21 protein-coding genes are annotated in these 18852 nt (G+C 67.2%); 16 read left to right on the top strand and 5 right to left on the bottom strand.

Going from position 1 to position 18852, the window contains the following annotated elements; all coding sequences use genetic code 11:
* The 5 genes from EV641_RS29535 (at position 1) to helR (ending at position 4611) form a co-directional block, all read left to right on the top strand.
* Entirely contained in the window at positions 1-156 is a 156-nt protein-coding gene (locus EV641_RS29535; protein WP_199233350.1) for a hypothetical protein, read from the top strand.
* 31 nt (positions 157-187) lie between these two features.
* Complete coding sequence (locus tag EV641_RS21735) at positions 188-1318, top strand: MFS transporter (RefSeq protein ID WP_132474620.1); 1131 nt, start codon at positions 188-190, stop codon at positions 1316-1318.
* A 10-nt stretch (positions 1319-1328) separates the two neighbouring features.
* Entirely contained in the window at positions 1329-1964 is a 636-nt protein-coding gene (hisH, locus tag EV641_RS21740; RefSeq protein WP_132474470.1) for an imidazole glycerol phosphate synthase subunit HisH, read from the top strand.
* A 65-nt stretch (positions 1965-2029) separates the two neighbouring features.
* Positions 2030-2212, top strand: a complete 183-nt coding sequence (locus EV641_RS21745) for a hypothetical protein (protein ID WP_054718703.1) — start codon at positions 2030-2032, stop codon at positions 2210-2212.
* Positions 2213-2373: 161 nt separating this feature from the next.
* Positions 2374-4611: an RNA polymerase recycling motor ATPase HelR gene (gene helR, locus EV641_RS21750; protein ID WP_199233351.1), complete on the top strand. Its 2238-nt coding sequence runs from the start codon at positions 2374-2376 to the stop codon at positions 4609-4611.
* 19 nt (positions 4612-4630) lie between these two features.
* On the opposite strand, the gene EV641_RS21755 is transcribed toward helR, so the two are convergent.
* Genes EV641_RS21755 through EV641_RS21765 form a run of 3 tightly spaced genes read right to left on the bottom strand, consistent with a single transcriptional unit; the run spans position 4631 to position 6530 of the window.
* Positions 4631-5068, bottom strand: a complete 438-nt coding sequence (locus EV641_RS21755) for a MaoC/PaaZ C-terminal domain-containing protein (protein ID WP_132474472.1) — start codon at positions 5066-5068, stop codon at positions 4631-4633.
* Positions 5065-5511: a MaoC family dehydratase N-terminal domain-containing protein gene (locus tag EV641_RS21760; protein WP_132474474.1), complete on the bottom strand. Its 447-nt coding sequence runs from the start codon at positions 5509-5511 to the stop codon at positions 5065-5067. Before EV641_RS21760 ends, EV641_RS21755 begins: the two co-directional genes overlap by 4 nt.
* The gene (locus EV641_RS21765; protein ID WP_132474476.1) at positions 5499-6530 is read right to left on the bottom strand and encodes a WYL domain-containing protein; all 1032 of its coding nucleotides are present in this window, start codon (positions 6528-6530) and stop codon (positions 5499-5501) included. Before EV641_RS21765 ends, EV641_RS21760 begins: the two co-directional genes overlap by 13 nt.
* A gap of 61 nt (positions 6531-6591) precedes the next feature.
* Between EV641_RS21765 and EV641_RS21770 the strand changes: the two genes are divergently transcribed.
* From EV641_RS21770 to EV641_RS21800, 7 genes are all read left to right on the top strand, one after another.
* Positions 6592-8838: an ATP-binding cassette domain-containing protein gene (locus EV641_RS21770; protein ID WP_132474478.1), complete on the top strand. Its 2247-nt coding sequence runs from the start codon at positions 6592-6594 to the stop codon at positions 8836-8838.
* A gap of 109 nt (positions 8839-8947) precedes the next feature.
* Positions 8948-9682, top strand: coding sequence for a bifunctional 1-(5-phosphoribosyl)-5-((5-phosphoribosylamino)methylideneamino)imidazole-4-carboxamide isomerase/phosphoribosylanthranilate isomerase PriA (priA, locus tag EV641_RS21775; protein WP_132474481.1), 735 nt, complete (start codon positions 8948-8950; stop codon positions 9680-9682).
* A gap of 5 nt (positions 9683-9687) precedes the next feature.
* The gene (locus EV641_RS21780) at positions 9688-10515 is read left to right on the top strand and encodes an inositol monophosphatase (protein ID WP_054716721.1); all 828 of its coding nucleotides are present in this window, start codon (positions 9688-9690) and stop codon (positions 10513-10515) included.
* A complete protein-coding gene (gene hisF / locus EV641_RS21785) occupies positions 10512-11285 on the top strand; it encodes an imidazole glycerol phosphate synthase subunit HisF (RefSeq protein WP_132474483.1) in 774 nt (257 codons plus the stop codon). Before EV641_RS21780 ends, hisF begins: the two co-directional genes overlap by 4 nt.
* Positions 11282-11623 (top strand): phosphoribosyl-AMP cyclohydrolase, encoded by a 342-nt coding sequence (gene hisI / locus EV641_RS21790; RefSeq protein WP_132474485.1) that lies wholly within the window; start codon positions 11282-11284, stop codon positions 11621-11623. Before hisF ends, hisI begins: the two co-directional genes overlap by 4 nt.
* 591 nt (positions 11624-12214) lie before the next feature.
* Positions 12215-13066, top strand: coding sequence for a glycoside hydrolase family 19 protein (locus tag EV641_RS21795; protein ID WP_132474487.1), 852 nt, complete (start codon positions 12215-12217; stop codon positions 13064-13066).
* Between the two features lie 71 nt (positions 13067-13137).
* Positions 13138-13341, top strand: coding sequence for a 4-oxalocrotonate tautomerase family protein (locus tag EV641_RS21800; RefSeq protein ID WP_277874518.1), 204 nt, complete (start codon positions 13138-13140; stop codon positions 13339-13341).
* Positions 13342-13380: 39 nt separating this feature from the next.
* On the opposite strand, the gene EV641_RS21805 is transcribed toward EV641_RS21800, so the two are convergent.
* Both EV641_RS21805 and EV641_RS21810 read right to left on the bottom strand, forming a co-directional pair.
* The gene (locus EV641_RS21805; RefSeq protein ID WP_132474491.1) at positions 13381-14019 is read right to left on the bottom strand and encodes a GNAT family N-acetyltransferase; all 639 of its coding nucleotides are present in this window, start codon (positions 14017-14019) and stop codon (positions 13381-13383) included.
* Positions 14020-14040: 21 nt separating this feature from the next.
* Positions 14041-14526, bottom strand: coding sequence for a MarR family transcriptional regulator (locus EV641_RS21810; protein WP_054716708.1), 486 nt, complete (start codon positions 14524-14526; stop codon positions 14041-14043).
* Between the two features lie 147 nt (positions 14527-14673).
* Here EV641_RS21810 and EV641_RS21815 point away from each other — a divergent pair, with 147 nt between their 5' ends.
* From EV641_RS21815 to trpC, 4 genes are all read left to right on the top strand, one after another.
* Positions 14674-15441: a class III extradiol ring-cleavage dioxygenase gene (locus EV641_RS21815; RefSeq protein ID WP_132474622.1), complete on the top strand. Its 768-nt coding sequence runs from the start codon at positions 14674-14676 to the stop codon at positions 15439-15441.
* A gap of 66 nt (positions 15442-15507) precedes the next feature.
* Positions 15508-17091, top strand: coding sequence for an anthranilate synthase component I (locus EV641_RS21820; protein WP_132474493.1), 1584 nt, complete (start codon positions 15508-15510; stop codon positions 17089-17091).
* Positions 17088-17819 carry a TIGR02234 family membrane protein gene (locus EV641_RS21825; protein ID WP_241997395.1) on the top strand — a complete coding sequence of 244 codons (732 nt, stop codon included), beginning with the start codon at positions 17088-17090 and terminating at the stop codon, positions 17817-17819. Before EV641_RS21820 ends, EV641_RS21825 begins: the two co-directional genes overlap by 4 nt.
* Positions 17820-17909: 90 nt before the next feature.
* On the top strand, positions 17910-18719 hold the full coding sequence (gene trpC, locus EV641_RS21830; protein WP_132474495.1) for an indole-3-glycerol phosphate synthase TrpC: 810 nt from the start codon (positions 17910-17912) through the stop codon (positions 18717-18719).
* The last annotated feature ends 133 nt before the right edge of the window (positions 18720-18852 follow it).

Here is an 18852-nt window from a genome sequence, read left to right on the forward strand (position 1 = left end):
ATGGATGTTCTCCTCACCTACGCCTGTTTCATCGTTGCGGGGATCACGGCCGGCGGCACCTGGTCGATGTGGAAGTCCCGGAATCTGCTGTTCGCGGGAGTTCTCCTTGCGATCACGGTGCTCGCCGTGTTCGCGGGTGTGCTCAGGTTGATCTGACGTGACACAGGACAGTCCGGCACTGCTCAGAGTGCGCGGGCTCCCCGCGGCATGGGTGCTGGCCGCTGCAGCGTTCGGCGGATTCTCGCTGCTGCTGCCCGTCGTACCCTGGGCCATCGCCGAAGCCGGCGGATCCGACACGCTCGCCGGGTCGGTGACGGCGGTGTTCATGCTCACCACGGTTCTCACTCAGATCGCCATGCCTCGACTGATGCGGACGTACGGTCACCGTGCCACGCTCATCGCCGGCTGCCTGCTGCTCGGTCCGCCGTCGTTGCTGTTCCTCCTGTCGGTGGCTCCGGCCGCCGTCCTCGGGATCTCCGCGGTGCGTGGGATCGGATTCGGCATGATCACCGTCGCTGCGTCCGCACTCGTGGGCGAACTCGCACCTCCACGCCTGCTGGGCCGGGCGACGGGCGCGCTCGGCGTCGGGATCGCCGCGTCCCAGATGATCGGCCTGCCCGCCGGGCTGGCGATCGCCGAACGCTTCTCTACCACACCGGTGTTCATCCTCGGCGCGATCGTCACTTCGGCTGCTCTCGTCGCGGCGTTCCGGCTGCCGCAGACACCGAAGCGCGCTGCCGCGCCGAGCGGCCGCATCCCGCTGCGGGTGCTGCTGTTCCCCATGGTGGCGGTCGGAGCGGGAGCCATTGCCTACGGTGGACTGACTTCGCTCCTGCGTATTGCGGTCGCCGATCTCCCCGTCCCGACCGCGCTGGCCGTGCTCAGCGCGTCCACGCTCGTCGGACGTTTCGGGGCGGGTGCCCTCGCCGACCGCTTCGGTGCGGGCAGGATGCTGCCCGTCGGCCTCGGTCTCGCCGCGGTGGCGATGGTGCCGTTCGCTCTCGTCGCCGACGGCCGAGCCGGCGCGGGTGCCCTGATCGGAGCCTCGGTGTGCTTCGGGCTCGGCTTCGGCATCGTGCAGAACGAGGCACTGCTCGTCGCGTTCCGGCGCGCCGGATCCGAGCACATCGGATCCGCGAGTGCCGCATGGAACATCGGCTTCGACGCCGGCACCGGCGCCGGATCCTTCGCACTCGGCGCAGTGGCCGCCGCATCCGGATACCCGGCGGCCTTCGCGGTCGCCGCGCTGCTGGTCCCCACACTTCCATTGCTCGCGCGGCTCGCCGGCCCGTCCGAACGTCCCCGTCCCTCCACATAGAATCGACAACATGAGCGCAACCACGGTGGCCGTCCTCGACTACGGCTCGGGAAATCTCCACTCCGCGACCCGGGCGCTGGCCCGCACCGGCGCACAGGTCGAGGTCACCTCCGACCCCGAGGTCGCGCTCGCTGCGGACGGCCTCGTCGTCCCCGGTGTCGGCGCATTCGACGCATGCATGCGAGGCCTACGCGGTGTGGGCGGCGAGAAGATCATCGGTACCCGACTCGCCGGAGGGCGCCCGGTGCTCGGCATCTGCGTCGGCATGCAGATCCTGTTCGAGAAGGGCGTCGAACACGGAATCGAGACCGAAGGCTGCGGCGAGTGGCCCGGCACCGTCGACCGCCTCGACGCGCCCGTCCTGCCCCACATGGGCTGGAACACCGTGGAGGCGGCGAAGGACTCGGTCCTGTTCGCCGGAATGGACGACGACACACGTTTCTACTTCGTCCACACCTACGCGGCGCAGACCTGGGAACTGCCCGAACCCGAACGGATCGCCCCACCGCGACTGACCTGGGCCGAGCACGGCAGCAGGTTCCTCGCCGCAGTCGAGAACGGTCCGCTCTCGGCGACGCAGTTCCACCCCGAGAAGTCCGGTGACGCCGGTGCCGTCCTGTTGCGGAACTGGGTGGGCTCCTTGTGAGCACCCCCGACGAGGGCACCCGGCCCGATGAGCCGACCGGCGACCTGTCGATCGGCAAACTTGCGATGTCGGCGCTCGGTGCCGCCGCGGCGGTGCTGCTCGTTGCCACCCTCGTCATCGTGGTGCTGAAGCCGGAACCGGTGCTCGGTCTGATCGTGGCTCTCGGCGGAGTGATCGGCGCGATTACCGTGATGGGGATCGTGTCGAAGCGGATGACGCGGAAAGCGTTCGGGCCGGAGAAAAAATAGGACGGGCACTGGGCAATTCCCACTGCTACGTCCTTGCCTCTTCAATATATATCCCACCCGGGGGCTTGCGGCAAGACCCCGGGTATCCCTCAGAATCATCCTCCTGGCCGGATCCGTGCACGTCACGGTTGTGCCCGGCCGGGAGAGGGGCGGAAATTTTCATGACGTTCGACGAGACTCACACGACACGACAGAGCCGACAGGAACAGCAGCGTCGACGGGAACAGCAGGACCACGAGAAGGAACTGCAGTCCGAACAGCGCTACGTGGCACGGCTCCACGCGCAGCTCGATTCGGAACGGGCCGTGGCGAAGGCACGGTACGAGGCGGCGCTACACGAGCACGGGCAGTCGCCCATGGAACGCGACGTCGAGGTGCGTTCGCAGGCCCGGGCGATCGCACGATTGGACGTGGCAGACGCCGGACTGTGCTTCGGACGGCTGGACGCAGCGTCGGGTGAGCGCTCGTACATCGGAAGGATCGGGCTCCTCGACGAGGCGAACGACTACGAGTCGCGGCTGCTCGACTGGCGGGCGCCGGCTGCGCGACCGTTCTACGGCGCAACCGCGGCGAATCCCGAGGGCATGCGTCGACGCCGCCAGTTCCACACCCGTGCACGGGAGATCGTCGATTTCACCGACGAACCACTCGGGCGTCCGTCGGACGACGACACCGGAGACTCGGCGCTGCTTGCCGCGGTCACCGCGCCGCGCGGCGACGGCATGCGCGACATCGTGGCGACGATCCAGGCCGAACAGGATGAGATCATCCGACTCGACCACCCGGGCGTGCTCGTGATCGAGGGAGGGCCAGGTACAGGCAAGACGGTGGTGGCGCTGCACCGTGTGGCCTACCTGCTCTACACCCAGCGTGAACGGATGGAACGCCACGGCGTGCTCGTCGTCGGACCCAACTCGGAGTTCCTGCGGCACATCGGGCGCGTGCTGCCGTCGCTCGGCGAGACCGACGTGGTGTTCACGACCACAGGAGGCCTGGTTCCCGGACTGCACGTCACCGCAGAGGACGCGCCGGACGTGGCGCGGCTCAAGGGATCGTCGACAATTCTCGACGTGCTCGCCGCAGCGATCGCCGACAGGCAACGGCAACCGCACGACCCGATCATGATCGAGTTGACCGATGTCACGGTACGGATCGACGCCGAGACCGCCGAATGGGCGATCGCCGAAGCGCGGGCGAGCGGCTTGCCGCACAACGAGGCCCGTGTGGTTTTCGCGGACATCGTCACGTGGGTGCTCACCGAACGGGCCATCGCACGGATCGGCCGCGGATGGCTGGATCGGTCCGACAAGCAGGCATGGGAGGACATGCGCTCGGAGCTGATCTCCGAACTCGAAGAGCACGAACGGTTTACGGCCGCGTTGGACGAACTCTGGCCGATCATGACGCCGGAGGAGTTGTTGGCGCAGCTCTACACGTCGGAGGCGCGGCTGCGAGGAGCCGGTGCCGATCGGGCGCTGTGGCGCGCGGACGGCCACGCGTGGACGGTCTCCGACGTGCCGCTGCTCGACGAACTCGTCGACCTCCTCGGACGCACCGGCCCCGTCGACGACACCGCTGAACGCGAACTCGCGGCCGAGGCCGACTACGCAGCGGGAGTGCTGGACGTCCTGGTGAACCGTGAAGACCACATGGACGACGAGGACCACCTGTTCGCGCAGGATATGCTCTACGGCTCCGATCTGGCGGGGCGCTTCACCGAGCGCGACACCCGCGACCTCGCCGAACGCGCTGCAGCGGATCGGGAATGGACCTATCGGCACGTCGTCGTCGACGAAGCTCAGGAACTGTCCGAGATGGACTGGAGAGTGCTGATGCGCCGTTGTCCGGGACGATCCTTCACAATCGTAGGTGATCTTGCTCAGCGTCGATCGGCGGCGGGAGCGACGTCGTGGGGCGAGATGCTCGAGCCGTACGTCCCCGGACGGTGGGTGTACCGATCGTTGACCGTGAACTACCGGACACCCGCCGAGATCATGGCCGTCGCCGCGAGTGTGCTCGCCGAGTTCGCACCCGGCATCGCACCGCCGGAATCGGTCCGCGCCTCGGGTTCGGCGCCCTGGTCCAGGTTCGTGAGCCGGGACGAATCACGGCTCGCTGTAGAAGAATTCGTCAGGGACGAAGCCCTCATGGAAGGGACGAGCATCGTGATCGGCCCGCCGGACGTCCCCGGCGCGGTACTGCCCTCAGAGACCAAGGGCCTCGAATTCGACGCGGTCCTCGTCGTCGAACCCGAACGGATCCTCGCCGAGGGACCGCGCGGGGCAGCGGAGTTGTATGTTGCGCTGACCCGTGCCACCCAGCGTCTCGGTGTCCTGCACCGCGCACCGTTGCCGGAGATCCTGTCCGGTCTCACGGCCAGAACCCCGCTCACGCGGTGAACCGGGACCGAGGCGTGGGTCAGGGCCGAAACCTGACCTGGGCCTGGGTTTTTCCGAGGACGGTGCGGCCCTCGTAGCTCACCGTGATGTCGATCCGCGCCGTGTGTCCATCGGGGTCGAGTCGGGCGACCTTGGCGGAGATCGACAGGGTCGCGCCGTCGACCGGGTCGACGACCACAGGTCGCGTGAACCGTGTCTCGTACGAGATCACCGCAGTGGGATCGCCGATCCAGTCCACCACGACCTGCAGTGCCAGGGCTGCGGTGAGCATCCCGTGCGCGAGCACCCCGGGGAGGCCGACCTCGGCGGCGGTGACGTCGTTGTAGTGGATCGGATTCAGATCGACCGACGCGCCCGCATAGCGCACCAGGTCGTCGCGGGTGATCTTCGGTTCGGCCTTGGCAACGACGGCACCGACCTCGAGGTCGCCGAACGTGCGGCCGGCGGGAAGGCTCATGCGTCACCTCGATGCAGGAAGCTCGAGGTCACCGTCGCGACCAGCGCGCCGGTCTCGTCGCAGACGTCGCAGATCGTCGAGAGGAACGAATTGCCCGCGCGCTCGGACACGTCGACGATGGTCAACGTGGTCGACAGGTCGTCGCCTGCGACGATGGGCCGACGGTATTCGATCTTCTCCGAACCGTGGACTACCCGGTGCAGCTCGATGCCGGTGCCGGGGGACTCCATCAGCTGGGTCACGGCCGGACCCAGCACCACGGTGCTGAAGGTCGGTGGTGCGACCACATCGGCGAACCCGGCGGCGCGGGATGCCTCGACGTCGTGATGGAGCGGGTTCGTCGAGCGCACGGCGCGGGCGAATTCACGGATCTTCTCGCGGCCGACGAGATAGTTCGTCGGTGGGAAGACCCGACCTGCGAGATCAGGGTTCAGTGGTGCCATCCGCCGAGCTTATCGGGCCGCGAGGCCGGGGCGGTGCCGGAATCGTCCGTTGCGGCCGACAATCGCTGCGCGAACAGCCGGCAGGAGCGTAGAAGTGCCTCGCTGCCATCGATCCTGAAGTCGGCATCGACGAAGGCGAGAATGAGGACGAGCCATTGCCACGAGTCAACATCGAGGCCTACAGCGGTGCGATCGTCGTTCGCCGAGCGGATCCGGGCTTCCTGGAACTTCAGTGCGTCGACGACGTGCTCGACCGGCGCGTCGACCAGCAGATCCACCGGTTCCTTGCCACGGCGGAGGTTCCGGCGAAGGTATTCCGACGCCGAGTCGGCCGGCAGATCCCGTACCGGGTAGCGGTGTCCGGTACGGACCGGTTCGTGCACGCGGTCGACCCGGAAGACGCGCCAGTCCTTGCGCCGGGTGTCCCAGCCCATCAGATACCAGCGCAGGAGATGGTGGATCTGACGGTACGGGTCGACGCGTCGCTCGGTGGTGTTCCCCGCTGCGTCGACATAGCGGAAGGTGATCGTCTCCCGGTGCGTGATGGCCTCGGCGATGGTGCTCAGGTGCTGTGCGGTCACCGTCGGTGCCTGCTGGGGGCTGGTCTCCAGTCCGGCACGGATCGCGGTGAGCAGCGGGCGGAGTCGAGTGGGAAGGAACTGGTCGAGTTTGCCGTACGCGCGGGTCGCGGCATCGTCGATGCCGTTTGGCGCGGCATCGACGATGCCACCTTCCGCGGGCCCCACAGCGGCGAGTGCGGCGAGTGCCAGCAGTGTGGCGACGGCCTCGTCGTCGTCGAGAACGAGCGGTGGCATCGTTCGCCCGGCGGCGAGTCGGTAGAAACCGCCGGGACCGGGCTGTGTCTCGACCGGGTACCCGTACCCGCGAAGACGGTCGACGTCGCGCCGCACCGTCCGCGGACTGACTTCGAGCCGGCGTGCGAGTTCGTCGCCGCCGATCGCGCGACCGGTCTGCAGGAGAGACAGCAGCGCGAGCATCCGTTCCGTCACATCGGCCATGTCCCGATTCTTCCCGAAAATGCGGTCAGGATCCGGCCGCATCCGGTCGTACCGTCGACCTATGGCACCAACGCGACACATCACCGTCCGCCGGGCACACACCAACAACCTGGCCGACCTCGACCTCGACATCCCGCGGCACCGGCTGGTCGTCGTCGTCGGGGTGTCCGGCTCGGGCAAATCGTCGCTGGTGTTCGACACGATCGCCGCCGAGGCGGGGCACCAGCTGGGCGAGACGTTCCCGCCGTTCACCAGGAACCGACTGCCGAAATGGAGCCGGCCCGACGCCGAACACATCGCGGGTCTGACCCCTGTCATCGTCATCGATCAGCGCAGGATCGGCGGAAACGCCCGTTCGACCGTCGGCACTATCACCGATACCTGGACCTACCTGCGATTGCTGTACTCACGCATCGGGACACCGCACGTGGGCGAATCGAATTGCTTCTCGTTCAACGACCCCGCGGGAATGTGCCCCACCTGCTCGGGACTGGGGGAAGTCGTCGCCAGTGCGGTCGAACGCTTCCTGGACCTCGACAAGTCGCTCGCCGACGGCGGCATCGTGCTCCCGGGCTTCGGCCACGGCGGGTACTGGTACTCGTTGTACGCCGATATCGGCACGTTCGACGCTCGAACCCCGCTCCGGCAGTGGAGCGAGGCCGAACGCAACGCACTCTTGTACGGCGGTGAGGCCGGGGCGAAGCTGGGTCGCAGGACGCCGAAGGAGTACGAGGGCGTCGTCCCGCGATTCGAACGCATCTACCTGCACACCTCCGACAATCTGTCCGAACGCAAACAGGACACCATCCGCCGCTTCACGAGATCGCAGACCTGTCCCGAATGCGACGGCGACCGGCTGAACAAGGCCGCCCGCACCGCGGTCTTGCTCGGCCGCACCCCCGGCGAGATGTCCCGTCTCGAGGTCGCCGAACTCCTCGACCTCGTCCGCACCATCGATTCCGCCCACGTCGCGCCGGTGGCCACCGCGCTGACAGAACGGCTCGACGCCATGGTGAAGATCGGACTCGGGTACCTGACGCTCGCCCGCCCGACCACGAGCCTGTCCGGCGGCGAATCCCAGCGCATCAAGACGGTCCGACACCTCGGATCGAGCCTGACCGAGATGACCTACGTGGTCGACGAACCGACGGTGGGGCTGCACCCGAGCGATGTCGAGTCGATGGTCGAACTGCTCGAACACCTCTGCAGCAGTGGTAACAGCGTGCTGGTCGTCGAACACGATCCCGCGGTGATGGCCCGGGCGGACGAGGTGATCGAGATCGGTCCGGGCGCCGGCGCGGCCGGTGGCCGACTCGTGTTCCAAGGGACATTCGACGACCTGCGCCGCGCCGACACTCCGACCGGACATGCCTTGCGTCGACGAGCACTGCCCGAGCGTGCACCACGGCCCGCGACCGGGTCCCTCACCGTCGCCGACGCACGACGCAACAATCTGCAGCATCTCACCGTGCAGATCCCCAGAGGCGTGATGACCGTGCTCACCGGCGTTGCGGGATCCGGGAAGTCCAGTCTTGCTACGGAACTCGTCGACCAACACGAGGCAATCGTGATCGACCAGAAGCCTGTGAGCACCAACCGGCGTTCCACCCCGATCACCTACACCGGCATTGCACCCGCGATCCGGAGACTGTTCGCGCGCCGCAACGATGTGCCCGCGAGTCTGTTCAGTGCCAACTCCGACGGCGGGTGCCCAGACTGCAAGGGCACCGGCGTGACCTACACCGATCTCGCGTTCATGGAGGGCCAGGAAGTCGTGTGCGAGACATGCCACGGACGTCGATTCACACCCGAGGTCCTCGCGCACACAGTCGACGGGCTGTCCATCGCGGACGTGGACGATCTGACCGTCGAGCAGGCCGTTGCCCGGTTGCCCGACAAGGGCATCGCCCGTGCGATGGAACAGCTCGCGGCGGTCGGCCTGGGCTATCTGCGCCTGGGGCAGTCGTTGAGCACGCTCTCGGGAGGAGAATGCCAACGAGTCAAGATCGCCAAGGAACTGCGGGAGGTGGAACAGACCACCACCTATGTCCTCGACGAACCGACCACCGGGCTGCACATGGGCGACATCGACGCCTTGCTGCACGTTCTCGACAGGCTCGTCGAGTTGGGGAACGATGTGGTGGTCATCGAGCACAACCTCGATGTCATCCGCCGCGCTGACTGGCTGATCGACCTCGGCCCCGGGCCCGGCCGACACGGTGGGACGGTCCTGTTCGAGGGACACGTGGCCGACTACACCGGATACGACACACCCACGTGTCGTGCACTGGCGGACGCCCCTGAGTGAGCACCGGCGTGCCCGCGTCGATGACGCCGGGCCCGGTGGCGGTCCCCCGTGGCTCGATCCCGCCGAGTCGCTTTCGAGGTTCGATACGACAGGCACTACTGTAGGCGCAGTGAGCCTGGTCCTTTTGCCTGCAGTCGACGTTGCCAACGGTGAAGCAGTTCGCCTCGTCCAGGGAGAGGCGGGCAGCGAAACCGGCTACGGTTCTCCGCGCGACGCCGCCTTCGAATGGCAGAACGCCGGTGCCGAATGGGTGCACATGGTCGATCTCGACGCGGCGTTCGGTCGCGGCGACAACCGTGAACTCATCGCGCAGGTCGTCGGCGAACTCGACGTGAAGGTCGAACTCTCCGGTGGCATCCGCGACGACGCCACCCTCGCAGCGGCCCTCGCGACCGGCTGCGCGCGGGTGAACCTCGGCACCGCCGCCATCGAGAATCCCGAGTGGTGTGCACGGGTCATCGGCGAGCACGGCGACCGCATCGCCGTCGGCCTCGACGTCAAGCTCATGGACGGCGAATGGCGTCTCCGTGGGCGCGGATGGGTGTCCGACGGCGGCGACCTGTGGGAGACACTCGAGAGGCTCAACAGCGAGGGCTGTTCCCGATACGTCGTCACGGACGTGACCAAGGACGGCACCCTCAGCGGCCCCAACCTCGATCTGCTCGGCTCGGTGTGCAACGCCACCGACGCTCCCGTCGTTGCCTCCGGCGGCGTCTCGACCGTCGACGATCTGCGTGCGATCGCCACCCTCGTCGACGAAGGTATCGAGGGCGCGATCATCGGCAAAGCGCTCTACGCGGGCCGCTTCACCTTGCCCGAAGCGCTCGACGCGGTCTCGCGCTGACGTCGATGGCCGCGAACACGGACCGCGAACACCTCCTTGCTGTGGCGAGCGAGGTGCTCGACGGTGTGTCCGAACGTTTCGTCACCGGCCATGGAGCGCCGCGGTCGGTGGACAAGGGGCGCAACGACTTCGCCACCGAACTCGATCTCGAACTCGAACGCCGCATCAGCGGCGAGCTCGCCGAGCGCACGGGTATCGCTGTGCACGGCGAGGAGTTCGGAGGACCGTCTGCGAGCAGCGGGACAGTGTGGCTGCTCGACCCCATCGACGGCACCGTCAACTACTCGGCCGGACTGCCCACTGCGGGGATCCTGCTGTCGCTCGTCGAGGACGGCGAGCCGGTAGTGGGCTTGACGTGGATGCCACTGATCGGCCACAGGTTCTCCGCGGTGGTCGACGGTCCGCTGCTGTTCAACGGTGAGCCCCGCAAGCAGCTCGAGCCTCAGCGGCTCGAAGACCACATGATCGCCGTCGGCAGTTTCGACGTCGACAGTCGCGGTCACGTTCCCGGACGCACCCGGCTGTCCGTCATCACCGAACTGAGCCGGCGGGTCGCGCGGCTGCGCATGCACGGCTCGACGGGTATCGATCTGGCCTACACGGCGTCGGGTGCGCTCGGCGGCGCGGTCGTGTTCGGTCACCACCCGTGGGACAATGCAGCCGGGGTGGCCCTCGTCCGTGCGGCAGGCGGGATCGCCACCGACTTCGAGGGCGAGCCCTGGCGGATCGGATGCGGATCCGTGCTGGCCGCAGCGCCCGGTATCCACGACGAAATATCGGACATTCTGAGATCCGTGAGGACGGAGTCTCGTTCAGAAGGAGAATCCCAATGACGCTCGCCGTGCGAGTGATCCCCTGCCTCGATGTCGACGCCGGACGGGTCGTCAAGGGAGTCAACTTCGAGAACCTCCGCGATGCCGGCGACCCCGTCGAACTCGCCGCCCTCTACGACGCCCAGGGCGCCGACGAACTGACCTTCCTCGATGTCACCGCCTCGAGCGGTGATCGTGGCACGATGCTCGACGTCGTCACCCGCACCGCCGAGCAGGTCTTCATTCCGCTCACGGTCGGCGGCGGTGTCCGCACGGTCGACGACGTCGACCGGCTGCTGCGGGCGGGTGCCGACAAGGTCTCGGTGAACACCGCGGCGATCGCGCGCCCGGAAGTGCTGCGCGAGATGTCCGAGCGATTCGGCTCCCAGTGCATCGTGCTGTCCGTCGACGCCCGCACCGTTCCGGACGGTCAGGAACCCACCCCGTCGGGCTGGGAGGTCACCACCCATGGTGGTCGCCGCGGGACGGGTATCGATGCGGTGGAGTGGGCTCGGCGCGGTGAGGAACTGGGAGTGGGGGAGATCCTGCTCAACTCGATGGACGCCGATGGGACCAAGGCAGGGTTCGATCTGAAGATCATCGAATCCGTGCGCGCCGCGGTCCACGTCCCCGTCATCGCCTCCGGCGGCGCAGGCGCAGTGGAGCACTTCGCACCGGCCGTGCAAGCGGGTGCGGACGCGGTGCTCGCGGCGAGCGTGTTCCACTTCCGTGAACTCACGATCGGGCAGGTGAAGGACGCGATGCGTGCGGAAGGAATTGTGGTCCGATGAGTAGCTCCCTGAACCCGGAGATCGCGGCCAGGCTCAAGCGTAACGAGGACGGTCTGTTCGCCGCCGTCGTGCAGGAGAAGTCCACCGGGGCGGTCCTGATGATGGCGTGGATGGACGACGAGGCGCTCGCGCGGACGCTCGCCACCCGCAAGGCCACATACTTCTCGCGGTCCCGCAACCAGTACTGGGTCAAAGGCGAGACGTCGGGGCATACCCAGTACGTGCACGAGGTGCGGCTGGATTGTGACGGCGACACCGTGTTGCTCGTCGTCGATCAGGTCGGTGCGGCATGTCACACGGGTACGCACACGTGTTTCGACACCGACGTGCTCCTTTAGACCCTCCTGTTTCAGAAGGTGGTTTCGTGCCCGCTGGGGGGCGGGAGCGAGACCATGTCATCCCACCATCGTGACGTGTCATGGAATCGCGAACTTGATCTGTGCGATGTGACACAGAATCGTCTCGAACTGCGTCTCTGAGGGTCCACACGACGTCCGTTTTCTCGTGAGGCGGACCCGAGGCGGGATGTGCTGGCGCCACCCCCGGCGGGCGAGACCGATCGAGTTGTCGGCAGAGGTCGACGGCCGCCGAATTATGTTGCGGCGCAAGTGATGACTCCAGATCGTTCGGCTGGAGGCGCGCCCGGAGCGGGTGCGCCCGGTCGGTTCGCGGTGTGGCGCTCGCGTGGCGTCGTCGAATGTTCCTGCCGCGCCGGATCGACCGAGATGAGACGTGGTTCACGTCTACGCCGTCCACGTGGCGTCGGGCACGATCGCTTGAAGGTGCCCGACCTGCGGCGTTACCTGGTTGTGACCTCAAGGCCGCCGAATTGTGATCCGTCAGGGATGGACGACTTCCTTCGGTGCACGTGCGCGGCCGCCATCCCCCGGAGGCCGAACCGAATTCGGTCGAATTTTGGAGCACGACCAATGTCTCTTTCACATTCGCGCCATTTTCGTGTCGCGATCGCAGCTGCGGCCCTGATCGGCACGGCAAGCACCGCCGTCCTAGGACTCGGTACGTCCGACGCCAATGCCGATTCGGTGACCTCGGCGCCCACTCGGTACGAGGAGCCCGGCAATTTGCTCGAGGTGCTGGAGGTCCCTGCCTTTGCCGGGGGCGAGTGGGCCGGCCCCGGAGCCTCCCTGTCGTCGGCCTCCCCGTCGTCCGTTCCTGCCGAGTCCTCGGACGACTCCGACGATGCACCGGAGGCTACCTCGGCCGATTCCGCGGATCAGGCGCCTGCGCCACCTGCTGTCACCTCGGACGATCTCAGGCGGATCGTGCCGGGAATCCCGGCCGAGAGGATCGACCAGTACATTGCTCCGCTGAACGACGCGATGGTGCACAACGGCATAGACACGCCGATCCGTCAGGCGGCGTTCATCGCGCAGCTCGCCGTCGAGTCCGACTCCTTCCGGACCTTCGAGGAGTATGCGTCCGGTCGCGCCTACGAGGGCAGGGCCGATCTCGGCAACACCCAGCCCGGAGACGGAGAACGCTACAAGGGGCGCGGCGCGATCCAGGTCACCGGTCGTCACAATTACGAGGAGTTGAGCCAGCACACGGGGGTGGACTTCGTTGCGAACCCGGAGTTGCTCGCCGCGCCGGAGAACGCCTTCGCCAGTGCTGCCTGGTATTGGACGGCGCGTGACCTCAACAAGGTTGCAGACACGGCGGGAATCGTGCGGGTGTCGGAACTCGTCAACGGCGGTCACCACGCCCTCACTCGTCGAATCGCCGACTTCGAGCGGGGCCTCGACGTGCTGCTCGCGCCGTAGGCGCGAGCAGAGGGGTGCGGATCGACGCGAATCCCGACACGGCGATCGCCAATGCGACGTCACCGCTTCGCCTGCACTGTGATTACAGTGCGTCCATGCCTCTTATCCAGATCAGTCAGACGCCCGGACTCACGAGTGAGCAGAAGGCCGAGGTGATTGCCGCGGTGACCCGCGCGTATGCCGAGGCCGCCGGCAAGAGCGAGTCGTCGGTGTGGGTGACTCTTACCGAGGTGCCGCGTGAGAATTGGGGTGTCGGCGGGACTCCACTGGGGTGAACGGGGCCGGGACGCCGCTGGGTTCAGTGCGGACAGTGGTCAGAATGATCGGACCATGGTGAGTTGGTGCACCCGGGCACCTTCGTAGCGAAGTCCGGGAACCGGTGGAGTGCTGCCGTGCGGTGCGAACCCCATTCGCTCGAAGAATCTTGCTGCCCTGGCATTTTCGACCAGTGTCTGTAGGTGGCAACCCGGCACCTGTTCCGAGCGTAGGTGTTCGAACCAGGCGTCCATCAGTCCGGCGGCGGCTCCGGTGCCCCGCGCCTCCGGCGCGACGTTGATGTGCAGGTGCGCAGGCCACCGTGGATCGTGGATCTCGCCTGCCGTCGGTGTCCGGCAGATTGCTGCTGCGGCCGCGTCGAGCATGCTGCGGCCGAAGAATGTGACGGCCTGCCTGCTGCGAAACGGCCGGTACCGACGGAGGGCGTCGGTGATGAGTGTGTCCTCGCTCGGAAACGCCTCGGTGTCGATGCATCCGGTGAGGTATCCGACGAGTGCTCCGTCGTGCTCGGCCACGAACAGTGATGCGGGTTCGAGGTCCATGTACGGATCGAGGTAGACCGCCGCTTCGGAATCGGTGTGCCCCCACAGTGATTCGGTGGGGGTTCCTTGCCCCGCGCGTGCGAACAGGACACGCAGGCCGGTTCGGTCGTTCTCGCTGAATGTCCGAATTTGCATTCGGTCAAGCTACCGCAGGTCTCACGCTTTGCCGGTGCCTTCGGCGATGCCTTTGTCGAGTTGGGTCAGCAGGGCGGTTCCGACGGTCTCGAGGGTGCTCACCTGTTCGTTGTCGAGACCGTCGAAGACGAGCCGCCGCACCGTGTCGACGTGTGCGGGTGCGGTTTCGACGACTTTGGCGTATCCGTCGTCGGTGAGGACGGCATACGACCCACGGCTGTGCGGGATGGCTTCGCGACAGACCCAGCCGCGTTTGGCGAGTCGGGTGATGACGTGTGAGAGCCGGGACAGCGACGCGTTGGCTTCCGCGGCGAGTGTGGACAATTGTAGGCGACGGTCCGGGGCCTCCGACAGGACGGCGAGGACGAAATACTCGAAGTGGGTGAGGTCGGCGTCGCGCTGCATCTGGGTGTCGAGGGCCGCCGGTAACCGCGTGATCACGGCCACGAGCGAACGCCAGGCTTTTTGTTGTCGGTCGTCGAGCCACCGGGGATCGTCGCTGCTCATCGTCGAATAGGCCTCTCTTCGAGTCATCGTGATCTGTCCAGCCTGCCAAACCGGACGGTTGTGTCCCGCGGTGGGAATGGAATCGGTTCGGGGGATGTTCCCTGTACGATACTTGAAGCTTCAATAGTAGGAGTTCTTGTGAACGCGATGCCCGCCCTCTTCGTCAGCCACGGCGCCCCGCCCCTCGTCGACAGCGAGTTGTGGGTATCCCAGTTGGAGGCGTGGTCGTCGAACCTTCCGCGCCCTACCGCGATCCTGATCGTGTCCGCGCACTGGGAATCGGCGCCGCTCACCATCGGTGCGACCACCACCGGAACCCCTCTCGTGTACGACTTCGGTGGGTTCCCGCGCCGCTTCTACGAAGTCACCTACGAGTCACCGGGCGCACCCGAACTGGCTCGCAAGGTCGCCGCGCTCATGCCCGACGACGAGCCGGTGGTGCAGCAACCCCACCGTGGTCTCGACCACGGTGCCTACGTCCCCCTCACCGTGATGTATCCCGGCGCAGATATTCCCGTGCTGCAGATCTCGCTGCCCAGCCTCGACCCGCAGCGTCTGTTGGCACTGGGGGAGCGGCTACGCCCGCTGCGCGACGAGGGTGTGCTGATCATCGGGTCGGGGTTCACCACCCACGGTCTGCCGTTCCTGAGGGACATGCGCCCAGAGGCACCCGCGCCGGGCTGGTCGGCAGAGTTCGACCACTGGACCGCCGAAGAACTGGCCGCCGGAGACATCGATTCGTTGCTCGACTTCCAGCGTCGTGCACCCGGGATGCCGTATGCACACCCCTCCACCGAACACTTCGCGCCGCTGTTCGTCACGCTCGGCGCGTCCGGCGACCCAGGGCAACGACCCGACCAGGTCATCGATGGTTTCTGGCTGGGTTTGGCGAAGCGCTCGTTCCAGGTCGCGTAGAGCGGCCGACGCGCCGCAACGACCCGCGGCGCAGCCCGTTGTCATGGTGCCTGGGATGATGGGCGCATGTCCGGCGAGCCCACCACCATTCCCGCAGCCACCACGACCACGTCGGCCGGGGGGTGGTCCGATACGACGACCTCCCGTGCGCAGTTCAGGCTCCTCGCGGCCGAGCACCGCGTGGTCCCGGTGACCCGCAAGGTGCTCGCCGACGCGGAGACCCCGCTGTCGGCCTACCGGAAGCTCGCGGCCGACCGGCCTGGCACATTCCTGCTCGAATCCGCCGAGAACGGCCGGTCGTGGTCGCGTTGGTCGTTCATCGGTGTGGGGAGCCCCGCAGCGCTGACCGTCGTCGATGGTGAGGCTGCATGGTTCGGTCACGTACCCAGCGGTGCGCCGTCGGGAGGTGATCCGATCGAGGTTCTCCACGAGACCCTCTCGTTGTTGCACACCGATCGCATCCACGGTCTGCCGCCGCTCACCGGCGGCATGGTCGGGTATCTCGGATACGACATCGTCCGGCATCTCGAGAAGCTGCCTTCGCTGGCTGCCGACGATCTGCAGATCCCCGAAATGGTCATGCTGCTCGCGACCGATCTCGCCGCGGTCGACCACCACGAGGGCACGATCTGGCTGATTGCGAACGCGGTCAACTGGGACGGCTCGGACGAGCGCGTAGACGAGGCGTACGACGACGCCGTCGCGCGACTCGACCGCATGACCGCAGACCTGGCCGCTCCCGCGCCGTCGACCGTCACCACCTTCTCGAAGCCGGAGCCCGACTATCGGCGTCAGCGCACCACCGAGTCGTTCTGCACCGACGTGCGCAAACTCATCGGCGACATCGAAGCGGGCGAGGCATTCCAGGTGGTGCTCTCGCAGCGATTCGAAATGGATTGTGAAGCAGAACCGTTCGACGTGTACCGGATGCTGCGTGCATCGAACCCGAGCCCGTACATGTTCCTGGTGCACGTCCCCGATGCCGACGGCGGGACGGCGTTCTCGATTGTCGGGTCCAGTCCCGAAGCGCTCGTGACGGTCGCCGACGGTGTTGCCACCACTCACCCCATCGCAGGCACCCGCTGGCGTGGTAGGGACGAAGAGGAAGATGTGCTCCTCGAGAAGGACCTCATTGCCGACGAGAAGGAGAACGCCGAGCACCTCATGCTCGTCGATCTCGGTCGCAACGATCTGGGACGTGTGTGTGAGCCCGGCACCGTCAAGGTGCACGATTACCGGCACATCGAGCGCTACAGCCACGTCATGCATCTCGTGTCGACCGTTACCGGGCACCTTGCCGACGGCAAGCACGCCCTCGATGCCGTGACCGCGTGCTTCCCGGCGGGCACCCTGTCGGGCGCACCCAAGGTACGCGCGATGGAATTGATCGAGGAGCTCGAACCGACCCGCCGCGGGATCTACGGCGGGATCGTCGGTTACCTCGACTTCGCAGGTGACGCAGACACCGCGATCGCGATCCGCTCGGCCCTCGTCAAGGACGGGGTGGCCTACGTGCAGGCGGGTGCAGGCGTGGTGGCCGATTCGGCTCCGGAGGCCGAGGACACGGAGGCACGGAACAAGGCGATGTCCGCGCTCGCCGCGGTCGCGGCGGCAGCCACCCTGGCCCCGTTCGGAGGGGACGACGAGTGACGGACCCGGAACCTGTGCAGCCGGAGAACGCTCAGCCGGAACCCGACGCCGAACGCTCGACCCGGCCGGTCCGGCGGCGCTCGACCGCGCTTGCCGCGGTGCTCCTCGTCGTCGCGGCCGCAGCCCTGTGGGCATCGAGCCGCATGACCTGGGTGCAGGTGGACTCGGCCGACGGGCTCGGCACCGACCGGATCACCGACCTGGACGGCGGCACCTGGGCTGCCGCGACCACGCCACTTGCCCTGGCACTGCTCGCCGCGGTGGCCGCGGCGTTTGCGGTGCGTGGTCGCGCGGTGCGTGTCGTGGCCGGCGCGGTAGCGCTCGTGGGGGTGGCGGCGGCGATTCCGGTGGTGCAGTTGTTCACCTCCGGGGTGGATCCGGTTACCGCCGGGCAGGTTGCCGGGTTGCCGGACCGTGCCGCCGTGGTGGCCACCGAGGTCTTCCCGGTGCCCGCGGTCATCGCCGGTGTCGGTGCGTGTGTGGCACTAGCCGCGGCCGTCGCGCTATGGCGCACACCGAGTGCGCAGGCAGGCCTGTCCTCGAAGTACGACGCTCCCGCTGCGCGCCGCGAGGCCGCTGCGCGCAGCGCCGAAACGGACGAGCCGATGACCGAGCGGACCCTGTGGGACAGCATCGATGCCGGGCACGATCCGACCATCGCCACCGCCGACGACGATGCGGATAACGACCCCGATACGAATTCGGGCGAATCGGGGACCCGCCGCTGAGCGGCGTCGCGAGGCGGACTAGGCTGGGCAGTACTTCCGATGAAGTTGATCACATCGGGATTGACATGGGGCGAAAGGACTCGAGCCACGATGACAGTTCTCGACTCGATTCTCGAAGGAGTGCGCGCAGACGTCGCCGCTCGGGAGGCGGTCGTCGACTTCGCTTCCGTCAAGGCTGCCGCGGCTGCCGCGCCCTCGCCGATCGACGCCAAGGCGGCGTTGCTCGAACCGGGGATTGCCGTGATCGCCGAGGTGAAGCGCGCGAGCCCGTCGAAGGGTGCGCTCGCCGATATCGGCGACCCGGCCGAGCTCGCCAAGGCGTACGAGGCAGGCGGTGCCCGTGCGATCAGCGTGCTCACGGAGGAACGGCGATTCCGCGGAAGTCTTGCCGATCTCGACGCGGTGCGTCGTGCTGTGCGTATTCCTGTGCTGCGCAAGGATTTCGTGGTCGGCCCGTATCAGATCCATGAGGCTCGCGCGCACGGCGCCGACATCGTGCTGCTGATCGTCGCTGCTCTCGAGCAGACGGTGCTGCATTCGCTCATCGAGCGCGTCGAGTCTCTCGGCATGACCGCGCTCGTCGAGGCACACACGGAGGAGGAGGCCGACCGCGCCCTCGAGGCCGGCGCCAGCGTCATCGGAATCAACGCGCGAAATCTCAAGACCCTCGAGGTCGACAAGAACACCTTCGGCCGCATCGCGCCGGGACTGCCCTCCGATGTCCTCAAGATCGCCGAGTCCGGCGTTCGGGGACCGGCCGACCTGCTTGCGTACGCGGGAGCAGGAGCCGACGCCGTGCTCGTCGGCGAAGGCCTGGTCACCAGCGGTGATCCACGTCAGGCCGTCGCGGAACTCGTCACGGTGGGCACCCACCCGTCGTGCCCGAAGCCTGCGCGCTGAGGGCCGACTCCGCCCGAGCCTCGTACCTGGGAGCGGACCGCACAACCCGCCGGTGAACATGCACCACCGGTGGGGCAGACTGGACGTGTGACTGCAGACGATCCCGCACTGTCCGCCAAAGGTCGCGGACTTC

The sequence above is a fragment of the Rhodococcus sp. SMB37 genome (assembly GCF_004345605.1).
Lineage (GTDB): Bacteria > Actinomycetota > Actinomycetes > Mycobacteriales > Mycobacteriaceae > Rhodococcus.

Excerpts from the sequence above, each read along its gene's own strand:
- EV641_RS21760 (WP_132474474.1), bottom strand. The coding sequence starts at position 5,511 with ATGGCACCACTGAACCCTGATCTCGCAGGTCGGGTCTTCCCACCGACG.
- helR (WP_199233351.1), top strand. The coding sequence starts at position 2,374 with ATGACGTTCGACGAGACTCACACGACACGACAGAGCCGACAGGAACAG.
- EV641_RS21810 (WP_054716708.1), bottom strand. The coding sequence starts at position 14,526 with ATGAGCAGCGACGATCCCCGGTGGCTCGACGACCGACAACAAAAAGCC.
- EV641_RS21795 (WP_132474487.1), top strand. The coding sequence starts at position 12,215 with ATGTCTCTTTCACATTCGCGCCATTTTCGTGTCGCGATCGCAGCTGCG.
- trpC (WP_132474495.1), top strand. The coding sequence starts at position 17,910 with ATGACAGTTCTCGACTCGATTCTCGAAGGAGTGCGCGCAGACGTCGCC.
- hisH (WP_132474470.1), top strand. The coding sequence starts at position 1,329 with ATGAGCGCAACCACGGTGGCCGTCCTCGACTACGGCTCGGGAAATCTC.
- hisI (WP_132474485.1), top strand. The coding sequence starts at position 11,282 with ATGAGTAGCTCCCTGAACCCGGAGATCGCGGCCAGGCTCAAGCGTAAC.
- EV641_RS21805 (WP_132474491.1), bottom strand. The coding sequence starts at position 14,019 with ATGCAAATTCGGACATTCAGCGAGAACGACCGAACCGGCCTGCGTGTC.
- hisF (WP_132474483.1), top strand. The coding sequence starts at position 10,512 with ATGACGCTCGCCGTGCGAGTGATCCCCTGCCTCGATGTCGACGCCGGA.
- EV641_RS21770 (WP_132474478.1), top strand. The coding sequence starts at position 6,592 with ATGGCACCAACGCGACACATCACCGTCCGCCGGGCACACACCAACAAC.
- EV641_RS21820 (WP_132474493.1), top strand. The coding sequence starts at position 15,508 with ATGTCCGGCGAGCCCACCACCATTCCCGCAGCCACCACGACCACGTCG.
- EV641_RS29535 (WP_199233350.1), top strand. The coding sequence starts at position 1 with ATGGATGTTCTCCTCACCTACGCCTGTTTCATCGTTGCGGGGATCACG.
- EV641_RS21815 (WP_132474622.1), top strand. The coding sequence starts at position 14,674 with ATGCCCGCCCTCTTCGTCAGCCACGGCGCCCCGCCCCTCGTCGACAGC.
- EV641_RS21765 (WP_132474476.1), bottom strand. The coding sequence starts at position 6,530 with ATGGCCGATGTGACGGAACGGATGCTCGCGCTGCTGTCTCTCCTGCAG.
- EV641_RS21745 (WP_054718703.1), top strand. The coding sequence starts at position 2,030 with ATGTCGGCGCTCGGTGCCGCCGCGGCGGTGCTGCTCGTTGCCACCCTC.
- EV641_RS21755 (WP_132474472.1), bottom strand. The coding sequence starts at position 5,068 with ATGAGCCTTCCCGCCGGCCGCACGTTCGGCGACCTCGAGGTCGGTGCC.
- EV641_RS21780 (WP_054716721.1), top strand. The coding sequence starts at position 9,688 with ATGGCCGCGAACACGGACCGCGAACACCTCCTTGCTGTGGCGAGCGAG.